Genomic DNA, 16,798 nt, shown 5'->3' with positions numbered 1-16,798 from the left:
GCCCGGGCGAGCGCCCTTCAGCGGCGTCTAGCCGGAGCGGCGCTCCACCCCCCGTTGCGCGGCCAGGATCGCCGCGTCCACCGCCTGGCGAAGCGCGACGAACACCAGCACCACGCCCCCGATCAGGCACAGCCGGTCGGCGGCCTGGGGCAGTTGCTCCAGCGCGCGCAGCGTCACGGCGGTCGCTTCCTTGACGCCGACGGCGGCGCCGAAGCCGCTGGACAGCACCATGACGAAATAGGCCCGGGCCAGCCCCATCAGGAACAGCGGCACGCCGCCGCGCGCGCCGGCCCGCCAGTCCAGGACGGCCACCCGCAGGTTGTCCGCCACGTAGGCGGCGGCATAGGCCGACAGCGACCACGCCACCGCGCCGCTCGGCGACATCGCCCAGCGCGCGGGCAGCGCATGCAGCAGCACATGCATGACGACGAAGGCCGGCGCCGCCCGCAGCAGTGCGACCACGGTGCCGGCCCCGCTCGCGCTCAGCCGCCGCCACGTCGATGGCTCGCCGTGGGTCTCGGGCAGGCGCAGCGCGCCGAGCGCCAGTCCCGCCGGCAGCCCGATCGCGAGCGCCTCCAGGGCGAGCGACAGGTTCGTGCCGAGCGCGCGCACGAAGGTCGGCGCGAAGACCGACAGGACCTGAAGCAGCGAAGCGTCCGGCGCGCTCATTGCGGCGCCTGTGTCGGTCGCGGCGCGGTTGGCGCCGCTTGCAGCCGCGACTCCACGCGGTGGAGCAGCGCCACGACGAGCGACACCAGCGCCATGTAGAAGACCAGCAGCAGCGCGAAGGTTGTCGTCGACTGAGAGGAAAAGGACGCGATGTCGGTCTGCGCCGCGAGCAGCTCCGGCACACCGATCAGCGATGCCACCGGCGTGCCGCGCGTGGCGTTGACCGCGAAGGCCGCGATCTGCCCCCGCGCCCGCAGCGCTGCGGCGCGCAGGCCGGCGCTGCGGCCTTCGTCGCGCAGGGCCAGCCGGGCCTCGGCCACCGCCTGCCCGGCGTTGCTGCCGTTGAACAGGCCCAGCACGACGACCGCCACCAGCGAGGCCGTCGCCGGCGTGGACTGGCCGGCGCCGCTGAGCAGCAGGCCGGCGACGGTCATCATCAACACCATCGGCGTGGACTGGGTGGTCAGCAGCACGCCGCGCAAAGGCCAGCGCAGCGCGCGCGAGCGTGCCGTCAGACCGGCGCCGAAGCCCAGCGCCAGCAGCACCGTCGACAGCACCGCCCCGACGACCAGCGCGACCGAGTAGCCGATGCCCTCCAGGAAGAGGCGCAGCGCGACCCGCGTCTTGAGCATGGCCAGCGTCACCTCCAGCCGCCAGTGCTCCTGCAGCCAATCCTCCAGCCGTTCGACGGCGTCGGCAATCGGCGTCGGGGCCAGGTGGTTGTCGCGCGGCGGGTCGAGACAAGGCGCCGGCTCGAGCGCCGCGGGCGCATCGCAGGGAGGCGACGACCATCGCCGTCGCTGTGCTTCCAGCCAGTCCTCCGGGACGCCGTGTTCATGCGCCAGGCGCAGCAGGGTTCCGTCGGCGTGCAACTGGCGGAGTTCGCGAGCCAGCAGCGATGCCAACGGCGCGCCGTCGCGGCGCACGACCATGCCCCACGGCAGCGGCGCGAAGGACAGCTTCACCTCGTAGCTCGCCGGCAGCAAGGGCAACAGCAGACTGTCGTCATGCGCGGCCAACGGGCAGGTGCCCGCTTGCAGCTGCTCCACCAGTGCGCGCGCCGTGCCGAAGAGCATCAGTCGCGCGCCGTTGACCGCCAGCTCGGCATTGGTTGAATTGCCGATGGTCACGCAGACCGTGCGCCCCGCCAGTGCCGACAGCGTCCGCAGCTCGGGCGGCCCGGTGCCGCGCAGTCCCACGACAACGGTATGCGATTCGTAGTAGTGCGGCCGCACGAACAGCGCCTGGCCGTCGCGCTGCGAGGTATGGCCGGTGGTGGCGATCAGCAGGTCGACGCGCCCGTCGCCCAGGGTCACCATGCGGGTCGCGGCGTCGACCTCCACGAAACGCACGCCGACGCCCAGCCGCGCCGCCAGCAGCCGCGCCAGCGCGGGTTCAAAGCCCTGCGGACCGTCCGCCGTCGACTGGCTGAACGGCGGGTAGAACGCGCGCACGCCGATGCGGACCTCGCCGCGGCAGCGCACGCGTGACAGCGTGTCGGGAGCGGCGTCGCAATGGACGGTGGACGGGAGGTCGCGGGCGTCGCGGGCGTCCGGGGTGTCGGGCGCCGCCTGTGCCGCCCAGCCGCTCAGCGCCAGGACGAGGCACGGGAGCGTCAGCCGCCAGTCACGCGCACGGGTCGACCAAGACATGCCGGATCTCGACGACATGGAAGTCGCAGAACACATAGGGGCCGACAACATGGAACGCGCGGCCCAGGTGGCTCTCCAGCCAGCGCGGAGGCAGCAGGCGCACCTTCCAGGCCGGGACCGGCGCCGACACGGTCTGCGCGACGTCCAGGCGCAGGCCCTGGACCGCCAGGCGCCGGGTGGTCTCCTCCAGTCCGACAAAGCTGCTGTGGGTGAGGACGGCCACGCCCGCCGGCGCCAGGTGGTCGCCAAGGCCGTCGAGGAAGCGGTCCAGCACCTCACGGCCCTCCCGGCCGCCGTCGCTCCAGCTGCGCAGCCGGGCGCCGTCGGTGCAGTCGTCCTGCAGGGGCAACTGGGGCGGGTTGAAGGCGATCAGGTCGAAGCGCTCCCCGCGCAGTGGTTCCCACAGGTCGCCGTGATGCACGGTCGCATGGGGGATGCGCTGCGCCCGCAGCAGCGCGCGGGCATGGTCGACGGCCTCGGGCTCGATGTCGACGCCGACCAGCTCGCGCGCGCCGGCCGCTGCCAGCGCGGCCAGCACGACGCCGCTGCCGGTGCCCATTTCCAGCGCGCGGCCGCTGAAGGGCCCGATCAGCCGCAACTGCCGCAGCAACGCGGCGGTGTACTCGGACGGACGAAAGGGGTTCTCTTCGGGCATGGGTGTCGACTCCGTCGGGACACCTGATGCTGTGACCGGTCGCCGACGGCGGATATCGGCGATTCGCTGAGATCGGGGGTGGGAAAGGCGTGATCCACGAGCCACCGGAGGAGTCGTTGCGCGCGGCGCTCCATCATTGGCTGCCACCGAACACGGCGACTGCAGGCTGTCGACGTGACGGCGCACGGCCTGACCCCATGCAATGGCCCTGAGCCCGCTGGGCATTCCCGGGCATGACAGGATGAGGGGGCCAATTCCGGTGAACAACAGGATGCCGTCATGCCCTTGGTTCGAATCGACATGCAGCGCCAGTCCGACCCCAGCTATCCCCGCCAGGTGGGAGCCGCGGTCTACGAGGCCATGCGCCACACGATCAATGTCCCGGACAAGGACAACTTCCAGATCCTGACCGAGCACGACGAGACGCACTTCGTCTTCGACCCCGGCTATCTGGACATCCCACGCTCGAGCCGGCTGATCTACATCCAGATCACGCTGAACGAGGGACGGACGCTGGATCAGAAGCGCGCGCTGTACAAGACGATCGTCGAGCGCCTGGCACCGCTGGACGTCCGGCCGGAGGATGTCTTCATCAACCTGGTCGAGGTCAAGCGCGAGAACTGGTCGTTCGGCAATGGGGTGGCGCAGTACGCCAATCCGTGACGGGGCGAAGGATCGGGCTCGGCCTGACGCAGACGGCTGCTTTGCAGGGCGGATTCAACCGGTGGATGCAACACATAGGTTGAACATCTCTGCCGGGGTCTGATAGACGAGCGTCTTGCGCGGCCGCTCGTTCAATTGTCGGGCAATGGCGTCGAGCTCAAGCTGCGTGTACTCGGAAAGGTCCATGCCCTTTGGAAAGTACTGCCTGAGCAGACCGTTGACGTTCTCGTTGCTGCCGCGCTGCCACGGGCTCCGCGGGTCGCAGAAGTAGACCTGGATCACCGTCTTCTGCGTATGGTGGCGGGATCGCCGCATTCCCCGAGTGCGCCTCAGGTGCTCCAGCAGCTCCTTCTTCAATGCACCGCGCGCTTGAACAAATAGGCGGCGATAGATGGTCTCGTGAGACACGTGGAGGTTCTCGTCCTGCGGGCAGGTTTGCTTGGCGACCGGTTGAATCCGCCTCTGCGGACGTGGTCAATGCCAACAGGCAGGGGGCAATATCCCCCAGCACCAGCAGGCAGTTGCCCATGAATCGATTGCCCTCGCTCAGACGATCGGATCAATGGGCGAGGCAGGCGTCCCGCGAGCCTCAATGGCCTTGCCGGCCAGGAGGCACAGATCCTCCCTGTAGTGACTGGCGAGAATCTGCACGCCGACGGGTACCGGGCCGACAAGGTCGGTGGAGACAGCAAGCCCAGGCAGGCCAAGCGCCGGCGGCGCTCTCATGGGAAGTTGAGCTCGCCATACGCGCTCGAATCCCGCCTGTCCCTGTAGATCGAGTCCGTCCTGGAAAGGCAATTCGCCAGAGACCGGCAGTAACAGTACCGGATACTCGGTGAAGAACCGCCGCCAAGCCCGTTGCACGGTGGTGCGCACCACCAACGCGCGGCTGACGACATCGCCAGGCAGCGCCTCGGCCATGCCCCTGACCGCATCGACCACGGCGAGTGCGGCTGTATCGCCGTCGCGGCGAGCGGCATCGACGAGGTTGGCGAAGCCGTCGCCCAGCCACAGTTGCATCTGCACGTCAGCCGCCTCTCGCATGAGCGGCACATCGTCGATCTCCGTCACGGTCCACCCGGCGTCAGAGAGGCGTCGTGCCGCGTCCAGCAGGGCCGCCTCGACGTGCTCGTCTATCTCCATGCCCCCGGGGCGAAGACACATCGCCGCAACCAGTGGCGTCTCGGGCCCCTCGAGGGGCACCGGCACCCACCAGGGATCCCGCAGATCGGGCGCCGCCATGGCCGCGAGGCCGATCCGGAGGTCGTCGATCGTTCGGGCCATCAGTCCCGTGGACGACATCATCTGCGGGCCAATGGGGCGCTCAGGAGAGGAGGCGTTGTAGGCGGGAACCCGCCCGAGCGTGGGCCGCAAACCATGGATGCCGCAGGCGTAGGCCGGATAGCGCAGCGATCCGCCGATGTCCGTACCTACGGCGAGGTGTCCGATGCCGGCGGTGACGGCGGCGGCACCACCGCCCGACGAGCCGCCAGGGGTCAGCGCGGAACCGCGCGGATTGCGGGTAGCGCCGTCGAGCGAATTGCTCGTGAACCAGCGCAGCGCGAAGGTCGGCGCGTTGCTACGTCCCAGGAGCACCGCGCCTGCACGTACCAGGTTCTCGACCGCGGGACTGTTCACCTTGGCGACGAAGTCCTTCTGAAGGTGGGTCCCGTTCGTCGTGGGGAAGCCCGCCATGTCGACATTGATCTTGACCGTCACCGGAACGCCGGCCAATGGCCCCACGTCCTCGCCGCGTCCGATCCTGCGATCCAACTCATCTGCCTGCGCGAGCACCTGTTCGGGTCGATGCGCCACCACCGCGTTGATCCGCGGATTGACCTCGTCCAGTCTCTTCAGTGCATCCGCCGCAGCTTCCCGAGCGGAGACCTTGCGCAGCCGCACCAGCTGCGCAAGCTCGGTCGCGGGAAGCCGCCAGAGTTCAGACGATGCCCGCGTGATTCGCGCAGCGTCCCAGGCTGCATCCGTGGGCGCGCTTTCAACATCTCTTTTCATTTCACTCCCGCAGTTCAGCGCCACAGGTTCGAGCGTGCGAGCTCGATGACTTCGTCAGCGCGGCCATTCATCACGGCCCGAAGCATGTAGAGCGAAAAGCCCTTGGCCATCTCAAGCGTGATGGCGGGAGGCATTGCAAGCTCGCTTCGGTTCACGACCGCATCGACAAGGACAGGCCCGTCATGTGCCAACGCTTGCGCGATGCCTCGGTCCACCTCGTCGGGATGCTCGAGCCGGATTCCGCGCACGCCGACGGACTCCGCCATTGCTGCAAAGGACGGGTTCTTCAGTTCCGTACCGACGTTGAGCGTGCCGGTCGACTTCTGCTCCAGCTCGATGAATCCCAGGGCCGAATTGTTGAAGACCACCACCTTCACCGGCAGTCCCAACTGGGCGAGGCTCAGGAAGTCACCCATCAGCATCGTGAACCCGCCATCGCCTGAAAGCGAGATCACCTGTCTGCCAGGAAATGCGGCTTGCGCGCCGATCGCGTGTGGCATCGCGTTCGCCATCGACCCGTGCCAGAACGAGCCGATCAATCGGCGCTTGCCGTTCATGGCGAGATATCGAGAGGCCCACACGGTCGGCAGGCCGACGTCGCAGGTGAAGACCGCATCGTCGGCGGCCTGGTCGCTGAGCGCCTTGGCAATCTGCTGTGGATGGATGCCCCGTCGACCAGGCGCCGCGAGATCGTCGAGACCCTTGCGAGTCTTCCGGTAATGCTCGCGCGCCTGCGTCAGGTGGGCGGCGTCGGGATTCTGCTGAAGCAGCGGCAGCAAGGCCTCCAGCGTCGCTCGGACGTCTCCCACGATTCCGAGGTCGACCGGTGCACGACGTCCAATGTGCTCCGCTCTGATGTCGACCTGGGCGATGCGCACACCCGCCTCGCGGGGGTAGAACTGCCGGTAGGGGAAATCGGTCCCCAGCATCAGCAGGACATCGCAATCGAGCATGGCGTAGTAGCCCGACGAGAAGCCGATCAAGCCCGTCATGCCGACGTCGTAGGGGTTGTCCCATTCGACGTGTTCCTTGCCCCGGAGCGCATGCACCACGGGCGCGTTCAATCGCTCGCAGACAGAGATCAGTTGATCGTGGGCACCCTGGCATCCGGAGCCGCACAGCACCGTGATCCGCCGACCGCTGTTCAACATCTCCGCGAGCTTGACCAACTCGTCTCCGGCGGGCGTCACCAAGGGCGCCGCCGGCAGCAGGCTCGACGTCCTCGCCGTGGGTGCCTCGGTGGCCGGAAGAAGCGCGACATTGCCCGGGATCGTCACGACAGAGACCCCCCGCTTGCTCACTGCCTCGCGTATCGCGATCTCCAGGGTCCGAGGCATCTGCTCGGGGTCGGAGACCAATTCGCAGTAGTGGCTGCACTCCTGGAAGAGCGTCTGCGGGTGAGTCTCCTGGAAATAGCCTGTGCCGATTTCCGGTGAAGGAATATGAGCTGCGATGGCTAGCACTGGCACGCCTGAGCGATGGCAATCGAACAGTCCATTGATCAGATGCAGGTTGCCCGGCCCGCAGCTTCCGGCACAAACGGCGAGCGATCCCGTCAGGTGTGCTTCCGCCCCGGCGGCAAAGGCGGCAACCTCCTCATGCCTGACGGGCACCCATTCGATGTCGCATCGACGGCGTACGGCGTCGGTCAACCCGTTCAGGCTGTCCCCGACGACGCCGAAGATGCGCTTGACGCCAGCAGCCCGAAGGGTGTCCACGAACTGATCTGCAACGGTTCTTGTCATGGTGTATTCGTCTTGAACTGGATCTGGCGCCTCACAGCGCGACGACGCACTCGACCTCGACCAGCGCCCCGCCAGCGAGTGCCGCCACGCCGACCGTGCCGCGTGCGGGGTAAGGCTTCTGGAAGTACGCCGACATGACGCTGTTAAGGAGCGCGGAATGGGCAAGGTCGGTCAGGTAGACATTGACCTTCACGACGTCGTCGAACGTCGCGCCGGCTGCCGTGACGACCGCGCGGAGGTTCTCGAAGACCTGCCGGATCTGCGACTCGGGATTGCCGTCGACCATCCTGTTGGTCCGCGGATCCAATGGGAGTTGGCCCGATAGCCAGATGGTGCTGCCAGCTCGAACAGCTTGGGAGTAGATGCCGATGGCAGTCGGTGCATCGGATGTCGATACGGGTTGCTTGTGCATTGGGTGTCCTTTGATTGCTCCGACGTGGAGACAGATGGGGTGCTGAAAGGGTTCTGCAGACGAGTCGGCAGGCCGGCGATCAACGAACGAGGTGTCGGGATCAGCGCTGGCGGCGCGAGCGCCATGCCAGCAGTCCCGCCTGGATGACGAAGAATCCACCGCCTCCGGTCGCATAGACCGACAGCACGGCCAGGGACGGCATGGGCCCCGTGGCCTGGATGCAGTACGCGATGCCGACGAGAAAGGACAGGCCACCGGAGATGAGCATCGGCCACTGTTGACCGAGTTCCTGGCCACGCCTGCGAATGCCCAGCGCGAACTGCGCCGCACCGGCGATGGCCGCCCAGACGCCGAAGACGGCGAGCACGGCGGCGGGGCCGTAGGCTGACGCGGAGCCAGTGGCGATCGCCGCAAGAGTGCTCAGAGCCGCATTGAAGGCGGTGATGCGGCGCTCCGCGTCGCGCTTCAGCGCGCGGTAGTCGACCAGCGATGAGACTGCGTCGATCAGCGGATAGCTCACGAGCAATGCCGTCGCCGCGGGGCCCAAGGTCGCGTGTGCCGGGGCGAAGGCGGCTGCCCACAACAGCGCGAGCAAGCCGCGGCACAGGTAGAGCGTCGACAGAGATGCGCGATTCGCAGGCGAACTGGGCATTGAGATCGCGTCAGTGGATGGGTTCGTGCGGATCATGGTTGCTCTTCAGAGGAGTTGACGCATGACATCAGGTTCGACACGGCCTCACCATCGGAGGTAGGTTTATCCAACCCCTACCAAGGTTTGAGCACGAGCGGCGCTCGGCTCAGCGGCCCGGTCAGAATCCGCCAGAGTTCTGTTGATCCAGCCTGCCAGTTCGACGATGAACCTGAGGCCCTTGAACTGCAGGATCAGGCAGTGATCATGTCCGACGCGTTGCTGGCATCCCCGTTCTCGCAGGCGTGGGCTCGATCTCACAGGGCCTCGATACTTGCGTCTGCCTGAGGTGCGAGCTGACCGTCACCTGCCGACACTGAACGGCTGCACACAGCCTGGAGCCGCGACGGCATCGCAGCGGGTGCAGCCGTTGAGAGCGATGGACGCCGATGTCAGCAACCTGCCGCAAGGAGTCATCGACAAGCGGCAGCTTTCGGGGTATCTGCAGATGACGGTGCGTCACCGGTGACCTGATACCGCTGCAGGGCCTTGCACACCGTCATGCCGATATCGAAGCAATCGGAAGTTGAACTGAGGTAACCCCATTGCCACCGCCGGGGGTGCTGTAGGCCTTGGCTGTGGGTCGCCGCGCTTTGCCACGCGGCCCGTTCGAGACTCGCGCCCGAAGCGGGTGCCCTGCGGCTACGGCGCATCGGCGGGAGGACATCAGCAATCCTGAAGCGCGTTGTCCGCAATCTGCCGATGGCTGCAATGGGCTCGCAAGGCCACGCTGGCTGCATGAAACATGCAGACAAGGCAGCCGCCCGCCAGATCCCCTCCGAGCCCGCCGCGACTGCGGGTGCGCGGTCCCAGGCTGCAGACGCCTCCTCAGGAGGGTTCGAGCCCGGTGCACGCGCCTCGGTGCAGCGGGCTTTGATCGACGGCATCCACCACGGGCCGCGCATGGCCCTGCAGCGCCGGCAGCTCAGCCATCTGCTCGGCGAACGGCGTGTGTCCCCCTGGGTGCCGAGCGCCCAGTTGAAGGAGCTCCCCGATGATTCGGTCGGCTCGCTCAAAGACATGCCGGTGAAAGGCGAAAAGGAGATCACTGCGGAAGGGCTGCAAAGGAGGCTGATCGACAAGCTCAAGGAAGTGGGACAAGTTGGCTTCGGCTACCGGCTGGTCTCGCTCAGCTATCAAGCGGGCGAATTCAAGAAGGACGAGCGCACGACCCACGACGAAGAACACGGCATGAAGCCCTGGCCGGCCGACATCGACGACAACCTGGGAGACATCAAGCTGCTGGTTCATTCGACTCTTCAGGCCGCCGGGCAACTGGCGTACCTCGAAAAGAATTCAGAAGAGATCAGCAAGACCCACGAAGTGATCGTCGACGTGGACTGGTACCGCGAACGCACGCAGAGCGACGTCGGCTTCCACAAGGACAGCCGCGGCACCACGCTGTTCGTGAACCTCACCTACGACAACGCCTTGAAGATGCAAGGCGCCTCCACCAAGCCCGACCTCGAAGGGCAGGCCAAGCTCGAAGAGGGGCTGCCCGACGAGGTGCAGAAAGACCTGAAGGCTCGACGCCTGGGCTATGCGCAAAAGGGCCTCGCCTCGGGGGACATCAAGGAAGAAGAAGTCGACCCGTATGCGCGCATCAGCTTCAGCGACCCGAGTGTCTGGCACAGCACGCCCCTGCTCGGGCACCGGATCGAGCATGAGGCCCCACCCACGGACGACGTTGAAACGGTAGAGAAGTACCTGGGCCGAGCTGGCCACGCCCCGCACTTCTACCGCGGCATCGTCGAGTACTACAAGGTCAACTACGAGCCCCAGCGCATCTTTGACTTCTTCAGAGACAAGAAGGGAAGCAAGGCTCAGGTCACCGTGGAGTCTTGGGATGTACTGGCGCCCGAGCTGAGCAAGCTCGGCTACGCCTTTCGGGAGCTGTACGGTTGGCGCGACCGCTACCCAAGCCCATTGAGCTTCTGGAAGGCGCTCCCGGGCACGGGCAGCATCGACAAGTACAACAAACACGGCATCTCGGACAAGATCGCCCCGCAGAACGGCCCCGAGCTGACTGAAGCCGTCAAGGCCAAGCGAAGGCCGCTGAGCGTCAAGCTCAATGAAAGCCCTCTGCTTCAGAACGGTCTGAACGAAGAAGCGAAACGCCCCCGCACCTTCATCCGGACCTGGGTTCGCCTGATCAAGATCTGATTCGCGCCAGCAGCATCACCACCACTCAGGCAAGGTCGAGCTCCGGGTAACGACGGAAGGTGCCCTGCTCGTTGAACGCAATGCGCCGCTCGCTGCGCAGATAGGCCGTCATCCGTGCTTGCTCGGCCACCCGCTCGTGCAGCTCGACGATGCGCGGCGTGCGCGCCAGGGTGCGCTCGGCCGCCTGGGGGAACGCGTACCTCAGACCCTCGATCAGCTGAAACAGCGAGCGCGCGCTACGCCTCAATCCCCCCCTGAGTGCTGCCCGCCGACGAGTGCCCTGCGCTGCGGAGCCTCCTACGGGTGACTGTGGGCGTGTCTGACCGGCAGCTTCAGGGCGGCGAGATCAGGACAGTGGATGTCGGCTCAGGGTCGATAGGAGTCAGCCGGCGGCCGCTGTGCGGAGGACCGCAACCAGCCTGAAGCCGCGGCGGCATTGCTGCGCTGGGGATCATTGATGCAGCCAAGTCCATCGATGACGTCATCTCAGACCTTGGCGAGGAAAGCCGCTGCGTCACCTGCTTCGCACTTCCAGTCTGCGAAGACCCCGACCAGGTTGCATTCCACGCAGCGGCAAGCAATGTAGTACCAGCGCACGTCATGGGTGCCTTCGTATACGGAGACGCCGGACACCAGCTCGAACACCTCGTTCTCGCACACGCACTCGTGCGCCTCAGGCGAGGCTTCTTCAACGTAGTCCTCACTGTCGCCCATCAGGTGTTCCTGCCCGCAGTCAGTGCAGGTGCGGATTGCCACACCGGCCTCTTCATCAGTCTGCAGCGCGAAGGTCCGGCATCCGCAATCGCATTTGGACGAGGCGAACCTGACGGCCTCATGGCGATTCGCAACGCTGTAGCTGCGCAGTTCGGCTTGGGTGTCGCCGGACGTGGTCCCGTACCAGAACTCGCCCTTCTTCGTCAGTGCCATTGATGCTGCTCCATTCCTCAAGATGGGCTTCCCGGCAGGCTGGACGCCGGGCTCGCCCCGTTCGTCCGGATTCTGCCTTGGGGTCTGGTGCGTCATCGTGAAAGGCTTGGGTCGCGGTGGTCGCCGACAGGAACTGCGGACATCCAAGGCAGCGTGTTCGGATGTCTACCGAACCTTGAACATGGCAACAAGCCCCACCAGGCGCTCGGATTGGGCGCGCAGACTCTCTGCGGCTGCGGCGCTCTGTTCGACCAGTGCGGCGTTCTGCTGTGTGGTCCGGTCCATCTGCCCGATGGCTTCGCCCACCTGGGCGACACCTTGGCTCTGCTGAAGCGATGCGGCACTGATCTCGGCCATGATGTCCGTGACCCGCTGGATCGAGGTGACGATTTCCTGCATCTTCTGTCCGGCCGTATCCACCTGCGATGTTCCCCGCTCAACGCGTTCGGAACTGGTGGCGATGAGCGTCTTGATCTCTCTTGCCGCGGTAGCGCTTCGCTGGGCCAATGTACGAACTTCCTGCGCCACGACCGCAAAACCCTTGCCATGCTCTCCGGCGCGCGCGGCCTCGACCGCGGCGTTCAGCGCGAGGATGTTTGTCTGGAAGGCGATGCCGTCGATGACTCCAACGATGTCGCCAATCCGCTGCGAGGACTCGTTGATATCGCGCATGGTCGCCACGACCTCGGAGACGGATTGACCTCCCAGCTTTGCAACCTCCGAAGCGCTGCTTGCAAGCTGGTTGGCCTGCATGGCGTTGTCCGAGTTCTGGCGCACCGTCGCGCCGAGCTGTTCCATCGAGGAGGCGGTCTCCTCCAGCGCGGACGCCTGTTGTTCCGTGCGGCTGCTCAGGTCGGAGTTGCCCTGTGCGATCTGCGCGGAAGCCGTGGCCACGCCATGGGCGTTCTCGAGGACTGAGGAAACGACGCCGCTGAGCTTTCCCTGCATCTGCCTGAGCACCGCAAGAACGCTCCGTTCATCGCTTGCGCCGAGTTGGATGTCAGTCGTGAGGTCCCCGTCGGCAACCTTCCTTGCCAGTGATACCGCAACCTCCGGGTCGCCGCCGATCTGGCCGAGCACGTTGCGGACGATGGCCGTGGACAGGATGGCGCCGATCACGACCGCAAGGGCCATGAGACTCCACGACGCGCCCTTGGCAAAGCTGTAGGTGGCCGACGCCTGGTGCGCGGCGGCCGCCGCGCTCGCGTTGTTGATGTCGACCAAGCGACCGATCGCCGCGACCCAGGCTTCGAAAGTGGGCTTGGACGTGGTGAGGTGCGCTTCTCGCGCCTGGGAGAACGAGTCTTCCCCGGCGCGAGATAGCGCCAGCACCGCATCCATGGACTTGAAGAAGGTGTCTCGAAGCTTTTGATAGTCGGCGAACCCTTGCGCTTCCTCGCCGGGAGCGACGAGGGGCTTGTAGTCCTCTTCCTGCTTGGCGAGCGCTGCTCGCAGGCTTGCGATTCGCGCATCCGCTGCCTTGATCTCAGGCTCGTTCTTGCTGAGCACGTGCTCCGCTTCGGCGCGTCGGAGCTGATTGGCGGTTGCGCGTATGTTGGCCAGCGAAGTGACGCTGGGCAACTGTTCACTCGCGATGTCGTTGGCGACCGCGTTCACTTGAGCCAGCTGCACCAGGCCAAATGCGCCCATGAGGACGACCAACCCCACCAGTGCGACGAACGAGTAATTGAGCTTCGACTTGAGCGTCATGGCTGCGTCCTTCTCGCGCCGCCCTGCGCAATGGCGTCCACGACCTGGCGGCGACAAGGAAGTGGAGCGGAAAACCCGTCGGATGCCGGCACCGTTGCTCGGTCGAGTCGCGTCGTGAAGCTTGCGCTGGAGACATGGGATCCTTCGAACGCTGATGTCTCGCGGCAATCGCGTCCCGGCCAGTGCGACGGTCTGGATCGTTGCGTGATGGATAGAACGGGCAAGATCGATGCCCTGTCCGCGCCGACCCTCGGCCAAGGTTTCGAATCGGTCAGGCCACCTTGGGTGGCGCGACTTGGCGGCGATGTCCACGTAGCGCATGGCGGTGCCCCTGACCTGCGTTGGCGGAATGCTGCGCAGGAAGGACTCAAGGCCCTGGCGGTTGGCCAGTCCGGTGAGCGCGTCCCGCCACCTGCGAGATGTCGCGCATGACCGATGAGTAACGAACGACCTCCCCTGACGCATCGCTGTGAGCCAGAACCATATGGTTGACGGGGATGACGCCTGACGCAACGACCACGGACGTCTCGCCGATCCACACGCCTCGGGCAAGCACCTCCGGGATGATCTCGGCTCTGTATCGCCTGGTGGTCTCGGGCGTATTGAAGTCCAGGAAGCTGTACTTCGAGACGTCGGCGTCGACGGCAATGTCCACAGCCCTGCGCACGGCAGGATTCATGTAGGTCACGCGTCCATCTCGATCTGCCTGGACAACGTAGTCCGGCGTGGCATCAAAGATCTGAGTCAGTACACGCAGCGATTCTTCTGCGGCTTTGCGCTCGGTGATGTCGACGCCAATGGTGAAGATGCCCTGCACGTCGCCCGCGCTGTTGAGATCGGGGATGAGCTGGCTCTCCGTGTGAACGAGCTTTCCATCCACCCTCTCCGTCTGCTCGAACCGCTGACGAATGCCCTTGAGCGCCGCATCGAGATGAGCAGTGCCGGCCTCGTTCCCTTTGTGCCCCAACAGTTCGACGCGAGTCCGGCCCAGGACCATCTCCCGCGCAGCCCGCAGACGCTCGCAGTTGGCGCGGTTGGAAAATTGGTAACGCCCCTGCGGGTCAAGATATCCGATACGAACAGGCAAGTTGTCGGTGATGCTGCGCATGAACTGCTCGTTGGCCGCGATCCTTTCCTCCAGCCGCTTGTGGTCGGTGATGTCCTGGACGGCGCCCACGACCCGAATCGCGGCGCCGTTCGCGTCGAACTCAGTGTCGCCAATGGCGCGCACCCAACGTGCCTCGCCATCGCCGGTGACGATGGGAAGTTCGAGTGCCCAGCGTTCTCCAGTCTCCACTCCCCGCTTGAAGGCGGCCTGCAGGGTCTTCAGCGCTTCGTACGAATAGAACTTCGCGACACTCTGGGCCGTGGGTTCAAACGCGTCGTCAACCCCATGAATCTGCCTGGCGACCGGTGACCACGTGATGCGCTCGGCGACCAGGTCGACGACCCACGCTCTTACGGATGCCAGTTCTCCAGTGCGCTGCAGCAACGATGTCGTGGAGCGGACCTCGGCTTCGGCCCTCGCTTGCGCGGCGCGCTGCGCGCTGAGGTCTCTCAGGAACGCGGTTGCTCCCATGCCACCATTCATGCTCATGGGTGCCACGTACAGCTCCACGGGAATTCTGCTGCCGTCCTTGCGAAGGGCGTCCACCTCGAAACGCCGACCCAGCACAGGTCCATGACCGGTCAGTTGCAAGCGCGAGAGGCCTCGTACATGGGCGGACCGATGTTCGGGCGGGATGATGAGTTCGTGCAACGGCTGTCTGATGGCTTCGGCGTAGCTCCATCCAAAAGTCTCCTGGGCGCGTCGGCTCCAGTCGGAGACGAGCCCCTTGGGGTCTATCGTCACGAACGCATCGGGCGCGTTCGCGAGAAGGTTGTCGAAGCGCGCGCCCGCCTGCGGCAAGTCCGGTGGTTGAGCTGGGATGACCTGCTCAGCCGAGACCTCCTCGCCACGGGAGCGCAGGGTGTGCGTGGCGTCCCATCGTCGGCGGGTTTCCGCCGAGGCGCTTTGAGTTCCCACAATGAGTTCATCGTTGGTCAGAGAGCCGACGGTGACCTGAAAGGTGCTCGACCTTGGATGGTCCACAGCGAAGAGCTGACTGCCGCAGCAACCGCAGAAGCGCCGCAATCCCTCGCGGGAGTGCCACGAGGTCGCATTTCCGTTGATGCGCAAGGACGCTTCATCCACCGCGACCCACGCAATGCCTGCGCCACCAGACGCGTGGCGGCAGGTATCGCAGTAGCACACGCAGGCCGTCGTGCTCAGCGCGTGCGCCGCGAACTCGACGCGACCGCAAGCGCATCTACCGTGGAGTACAGCAGGCTTGTCAAGCATCGGAAGATTTCCCCCAGAAGCTCAGTCGACCACAAGGCCGGTGTCCGATCAATGGCGTCCGTGGCGATGCGTCTTCGATCATCTGATCCGCTGGAGCCGGGTCGTCTGAAAACTGCTTCAGGAAGGTCTCCAGACGGCAAGGGCGGCAAATTCCTTGCCTGCTGGCCGGGGCACCTGCGGCTGGACCGAGGATTGGTCATCTTCCCGGGGCGGAAAGAAGGTCCAGGACGAAGCGCGCAGCGTCCTTGCGCGACGCTTCGAAGGCTGCGGCGTTGCGCCCGACATGCGCACCTCTCGTGACGCAGCTGCTGTAGAACGCCGCGACGTCCGCGGTCGGGATGGTGGCGCCGGTGCGCAGAGCCGTCACCGTCCAGCTGGGTATGTCGGTCCGCACGACACCGCAGGCGTACCCGCTGGTGGCGTTCGGGAGCCATCGCACCGGAAGCAGGCTGTCCCAGGCATGGTGGGCGCCTTCGTAACGGATGCTCTTCACCGGTGTTCCCAGGGCCGCGTACTCGGCAGCCAAGGCTTCGCAGGGCTCTGGATGGGTGTAGTCGTCCGCTGCGCCGACGAGATTGAGCAGCGGGGCCAGCGTCACGTCCTGCGAGGTGTAGATCTGCAAACAGCCCGCGTACGCAGCGATGTGGAAGGCGAATGTCTCCCCGCCTTTGACGGCGGCTCGAAGGAACGGCCGCTGAGCGGTTTGAAACGCCACCGTCCCACCGCGCGAAAACCCCATGATGCCGATGCGCGTGGCGTCGATCCGAGGATCGTGAGCCAACAGTTGCAGCGCCGCAAACGAATCCATGAGGTTCGCAGCAGCAGGCACTGATGTCTGGTCCGCGGCGGTCGATGACACGCCGCGGGGGCCAAAGCTGTCGACGACAAACGTGGCGACACCCATGTCGTTGAAGAGATTCACCCACTGGGCGAGGCTCGGCGTGACGCCGTCGCTGCCATGAGCGAGCACGACGGCCGGGATCGGGCCGTTCGCGCCGGCCGGCAAGCTGAGGTCTCCCCAGACCTCCGTGACGGGCCACCGGTCTCTCCTCTCCCGCGCGACGTCGTACAAGGTGGCCGGCGTGGCGCTCTTGAACGGGATGCGGATCGCATCGGCGGCCGCGGCACACAGGGTTCCCACCGCCAGGAGGCTGGCCAAG

The 16,798-nt window shown here is 65.8% G+C and carries 14 protein-coding genes and 1 pseudogene; 2 read left to right on the top strand and 13 right to left on the bottom strand.

Annotation, left to right across the window (positions count from 1 at the left end):
- Window positions 1-27: 27 nt before the first annotated feature.
- Genes AC07PR_RS09095 through AC07PR_RS09085 form a run of 3 tightly spaced genes read right to left on the bottom strand, consistent with a single transcriptional unit; the run spans window position 28 to window position 2,976 of the window.
- Window positions 28-669 (bottom strand): hypothetical protein, encoded by a 642-nt coding sequence (locus AC07PR_RS09095; protein WP_495135076.1) that lies wholly within the window; start codon window positions 667-669, stop codon window positions 28-30.
- Window positions 666-2,321 (bottom strand): transporter substrate-binding domain-containing protein, encoded by a 1,656-nt coding sequence (locus AC07PR_RS09090; RefSeq protein ID WP_495135075.1) that lies wholly within the window; start codon window positions 2,319-2,321, stop codon window positions 666-668. Before AC07PR_RS09090 ends, AC07PR_RS09095 begins: the two co-directional genes overlap by 4 nt.
- Window positions 2,296-2,976: a HemK2/MTQ2 family protein methyltransferase gene (locus AC07PR_RS09085; RefSeq protein WP_495135074.1), complete on the bottom strand. Its 681-nt coding sequence runs from the start codon at window positions 2,974-2,976 to the stop codon at window positions 2,296-2,298. Before AC07PR_RS09085 ends, AC07PR_RS09090 begins: the two co-directional genes overlap by 26 nt.
- A gap of 279 nt (window positions 2,977-3,255) precedes the next feature.
- Here AC07PR_RS09085 and AC07PR_RS09080 point away from each other — a divergent pair, with 279 nt between their 5' ends.
- The gene (locus AC07PR_RS09080; protein WP_377153838.1) at window positions 3,256-3,639 is read left to right on the top strand and encodes a tautomerase family protein; all 384 of its coding nucleotides are present in this window, start codon (window positions 3,256-3,258) and stop codon (window positions 3,637-3,639) included.
- A gap of 54 nt (window positions 3,640-3,693) precedes the next feature.
- Here AC07PR_RS09080 and AC07PR_RS09075 read toward each other — a convergent pair.
- The 5 genes and pseudogenes from AC07PR_RS09075 to AC07PR_RS09055 all read right to left on the bottom strand — a co-directional run.
- Window positions 3,694-4,080, bottom strand: a pseudogene (locus AC07PR_RS09075) (IS30 family transposase); the annotation flags it as partial.
- Between the two features lie 105 nt (window positions 4,081-4,185).
- Entirely contained in the window at window positions 4,186-5,652 is a 1,467-nt protein-coding gene (locus tag AC07PR_RS09070; RefSeq protein ID WP_495135073.1) for an amidase family protein, read from the bottom strand.
- A 14-nt stretch (window positions 5,653-5,666) separates the two neighbouring features.
- Complete coding sequence (gene poxB, locus AC07PR_RS09065) at window positions 5,667-7,397, bottom strand: ubiquinone-dependent pyruvate dehydrogenase (protein ID WP_495135072.1); 1,731 nt, start codon at window positions 7,395-7,397, stop codon at window positions 5,667-5,669.
- A 31-nt stretch (window positions 7,398-7,428) separates the two neighbouring features.
- Window positions 7,429-7,809, bottom strand: coding sequence for a Rid family detoxifying hydrolase (locus AC07PR_RS09060; RefSeq protein WP_495135071.1), 381 nt, complete (start codon window positions 7,807-7,809; stop codon window positions 7,429-7,431).
- A 100-nt stretch (window positions 7,810-7,909) separates the two neighbouring features.
- A complete protein-coding gene (locus AC07PR_RS09055; RefSeq protein WP_495135070.1) occupies window positions 7,910-8,497 on the bottom strand; it encodes a DUF308 domain-containing protein in 588 nt (195 codons plus the stop codon).
- Window positions 8,498-9,235: 738 nt separating this feature from the next.
- On the opposite strand from AC07PR_RS09055, the gene AC07PR_RS09050 reads away from it, so the two are divergent.
- Entirely contained in the window at window positions 9,236-10,660 is a 1,425-nt protein-coding gene (locus tag AC07PR_RS09050) for a hypothetical protein (RefSeq protein WP_495135069.1), read from the top strand.
- Window positions 10,661-10,685: 25 nt separating this feature from the next.
- Here AC07PR_RS09050 and AC07PR_RS09045 read toward each other — a convergent pair whose 3' ends face one another.
- From AC07PR_RS09045 to AC07PR_RS09025, 5 genes are all read right to left on the bottom strand, one after another.
- A complete protein-coding gene (locus AC07PR_RS09045; protein ID WP_495135068.1) occupies window positions 10,686-10,907 on the bottom strand; it encodes a glutathione S-transferase family protein in 222 nt (73 codons plus the stop codon).
- A 239-nt stretch (window positions 10,908-11,146) separates the two neighbouring features.
- Window positions 11,147-11,587 carry a hypothetical protein gene (locus AC07PR_RS09040; protein ID WP_431101581.1) on the bottom strand — a complete coding sequence of 147 codons (441 nt, stop codon included), beginning with the start codon at window positions 11,585-11,587 and terminating at the stop codon, window positions 11,147-11,149.
- Window positions 11,588-11,752: 165 nt separating this feature from the next.
- Complete coding sequence (locus AC07PR_RS09035) at window positions 11,753-13,297, bottom strand: methyl-accepting chemotaxis protein (RefSeq protein ID WP_377153818.1); 1,545 nt, start codon at window positions 13,295-13,297, stop codon at window positions 11,753-11,755.
- A gap of 367 nt (window positions 13,298-13,664) precedes the next feature.
- On the bottom strand, window positions 13,665-15,638 hold the full coding sequence (locus AC07PR_RS09030; protein WP_495135067.1) for a PAS domain S-box protein: 1,974 nt from the start codon (window positions 15,636-15,638) through the stop codon (window positions 13,665-13,667).
- A 196-nt stretch (window positions 15,639-15,834) separates the two neighbouring features.
- Window positions 15,835-16,797 (bottom strand): dienelactone hydrolase family protein, encoded by a 963-nt coding sequence (locus AC07PR_RS09025; RefSeq protein ID WP_495135066.1) that lies wholly within the window; start codon window positions 16,795-16,797, stop codon window positions 15,835-15,837.
- Between the last annotated feature and the right edge of the window lies 1 nt (window position 16,798).

It is taken from the genome of Roseateles sp. GW821-FHT09H11, from assembly GCF_059415845.1.
This window is presented reverse-complemented; position numbering and strand designations above follow the sequence as displayed.

Coding starts and splice junctions, on each gene's coding strand:
- AC07PR_RS09030 (WP_495135067.1), bottom strand. CDS start 15,638: ATGCTTGACAAGCCTGCTGTACTCCACGGTAGATGCGCTTGCGGTCGC.
- AC07PR_RS09050 (WP_495135069.1), top strand. CDS start 9,236: ATGAAACATGCAGACAAGGCAGCCGCCCGCCAGATCCCCTCCGAGCCC.
- AC07PR_RS09060 (WP_495135071.1), bottom strand. CDS start 7,809: ATGCACAAGCAACCCGTATCGACATCCGATGCACCGACTGCCATCGGC.
- AC07PR_RS09095 (WP_495135076.1), bottom strand. CDS start 669: ATGAGCGCGCCGGACGCTTCGCTGCTTCAGGTCCTGTCGGTCTTCGCG.
- AC07PR_RS09090 (WP_495135075.1), bottom strand. CDS start 2,321: ATGTCTTGGTCGACCCGTGCGCGTGACTGGCGGCTGACGCTCCCGTGC.
- AC07PR_RS09080 (WP_377153838.1), top strand. CDS start 3,256: ATGCCCTTGGTTCGAATCGACATGCAGCGCCAGTCCGACCCCAGCTAT.
- AC07PR_RS09035 (WP_377153818.1), bottom strand. CDS start 13,297: ATGACGCTCAAGTCGAAGCTCAATTACTCGTTCGTCGCACTGGTGGGG.
- poxB (WP_495135072.1), bottom strand. CDS start 7,397: ATGACAAGAACCGTTGCAGATCAGTTCGTGGACACCCTTCGGGCTGCT.
- AC07PR_RS09055 (WP_495135070.1), bottom strand. CDS start 8,497: ATGATCCGCACGAACCCATCCACTGACGCGATCTCAATGCCCAGTTCG.
- AC07PR_RS09070 (WP_495135073.1), bottom strand. CDS start 5,652: ATGAAAAGAGATGTTGAAAGCGCGCCCACGGATGCAGCCTGGGACGCT.
- AC07PR_RS09085 (WP_495135074.1), bottom strand. CDS start 2,976: ATGCCCGAAGAGAACCCCTTTCGTCCGTCCGAGTACACCGCCGCGTTG.
- AC07PR_RS09040 (WP_431101581.1), bottom strand. CDS start 11,587: ATGGCACTGACGAAGAAGGGCGAGTTCTGGTACGGGACCACGTCCGGC.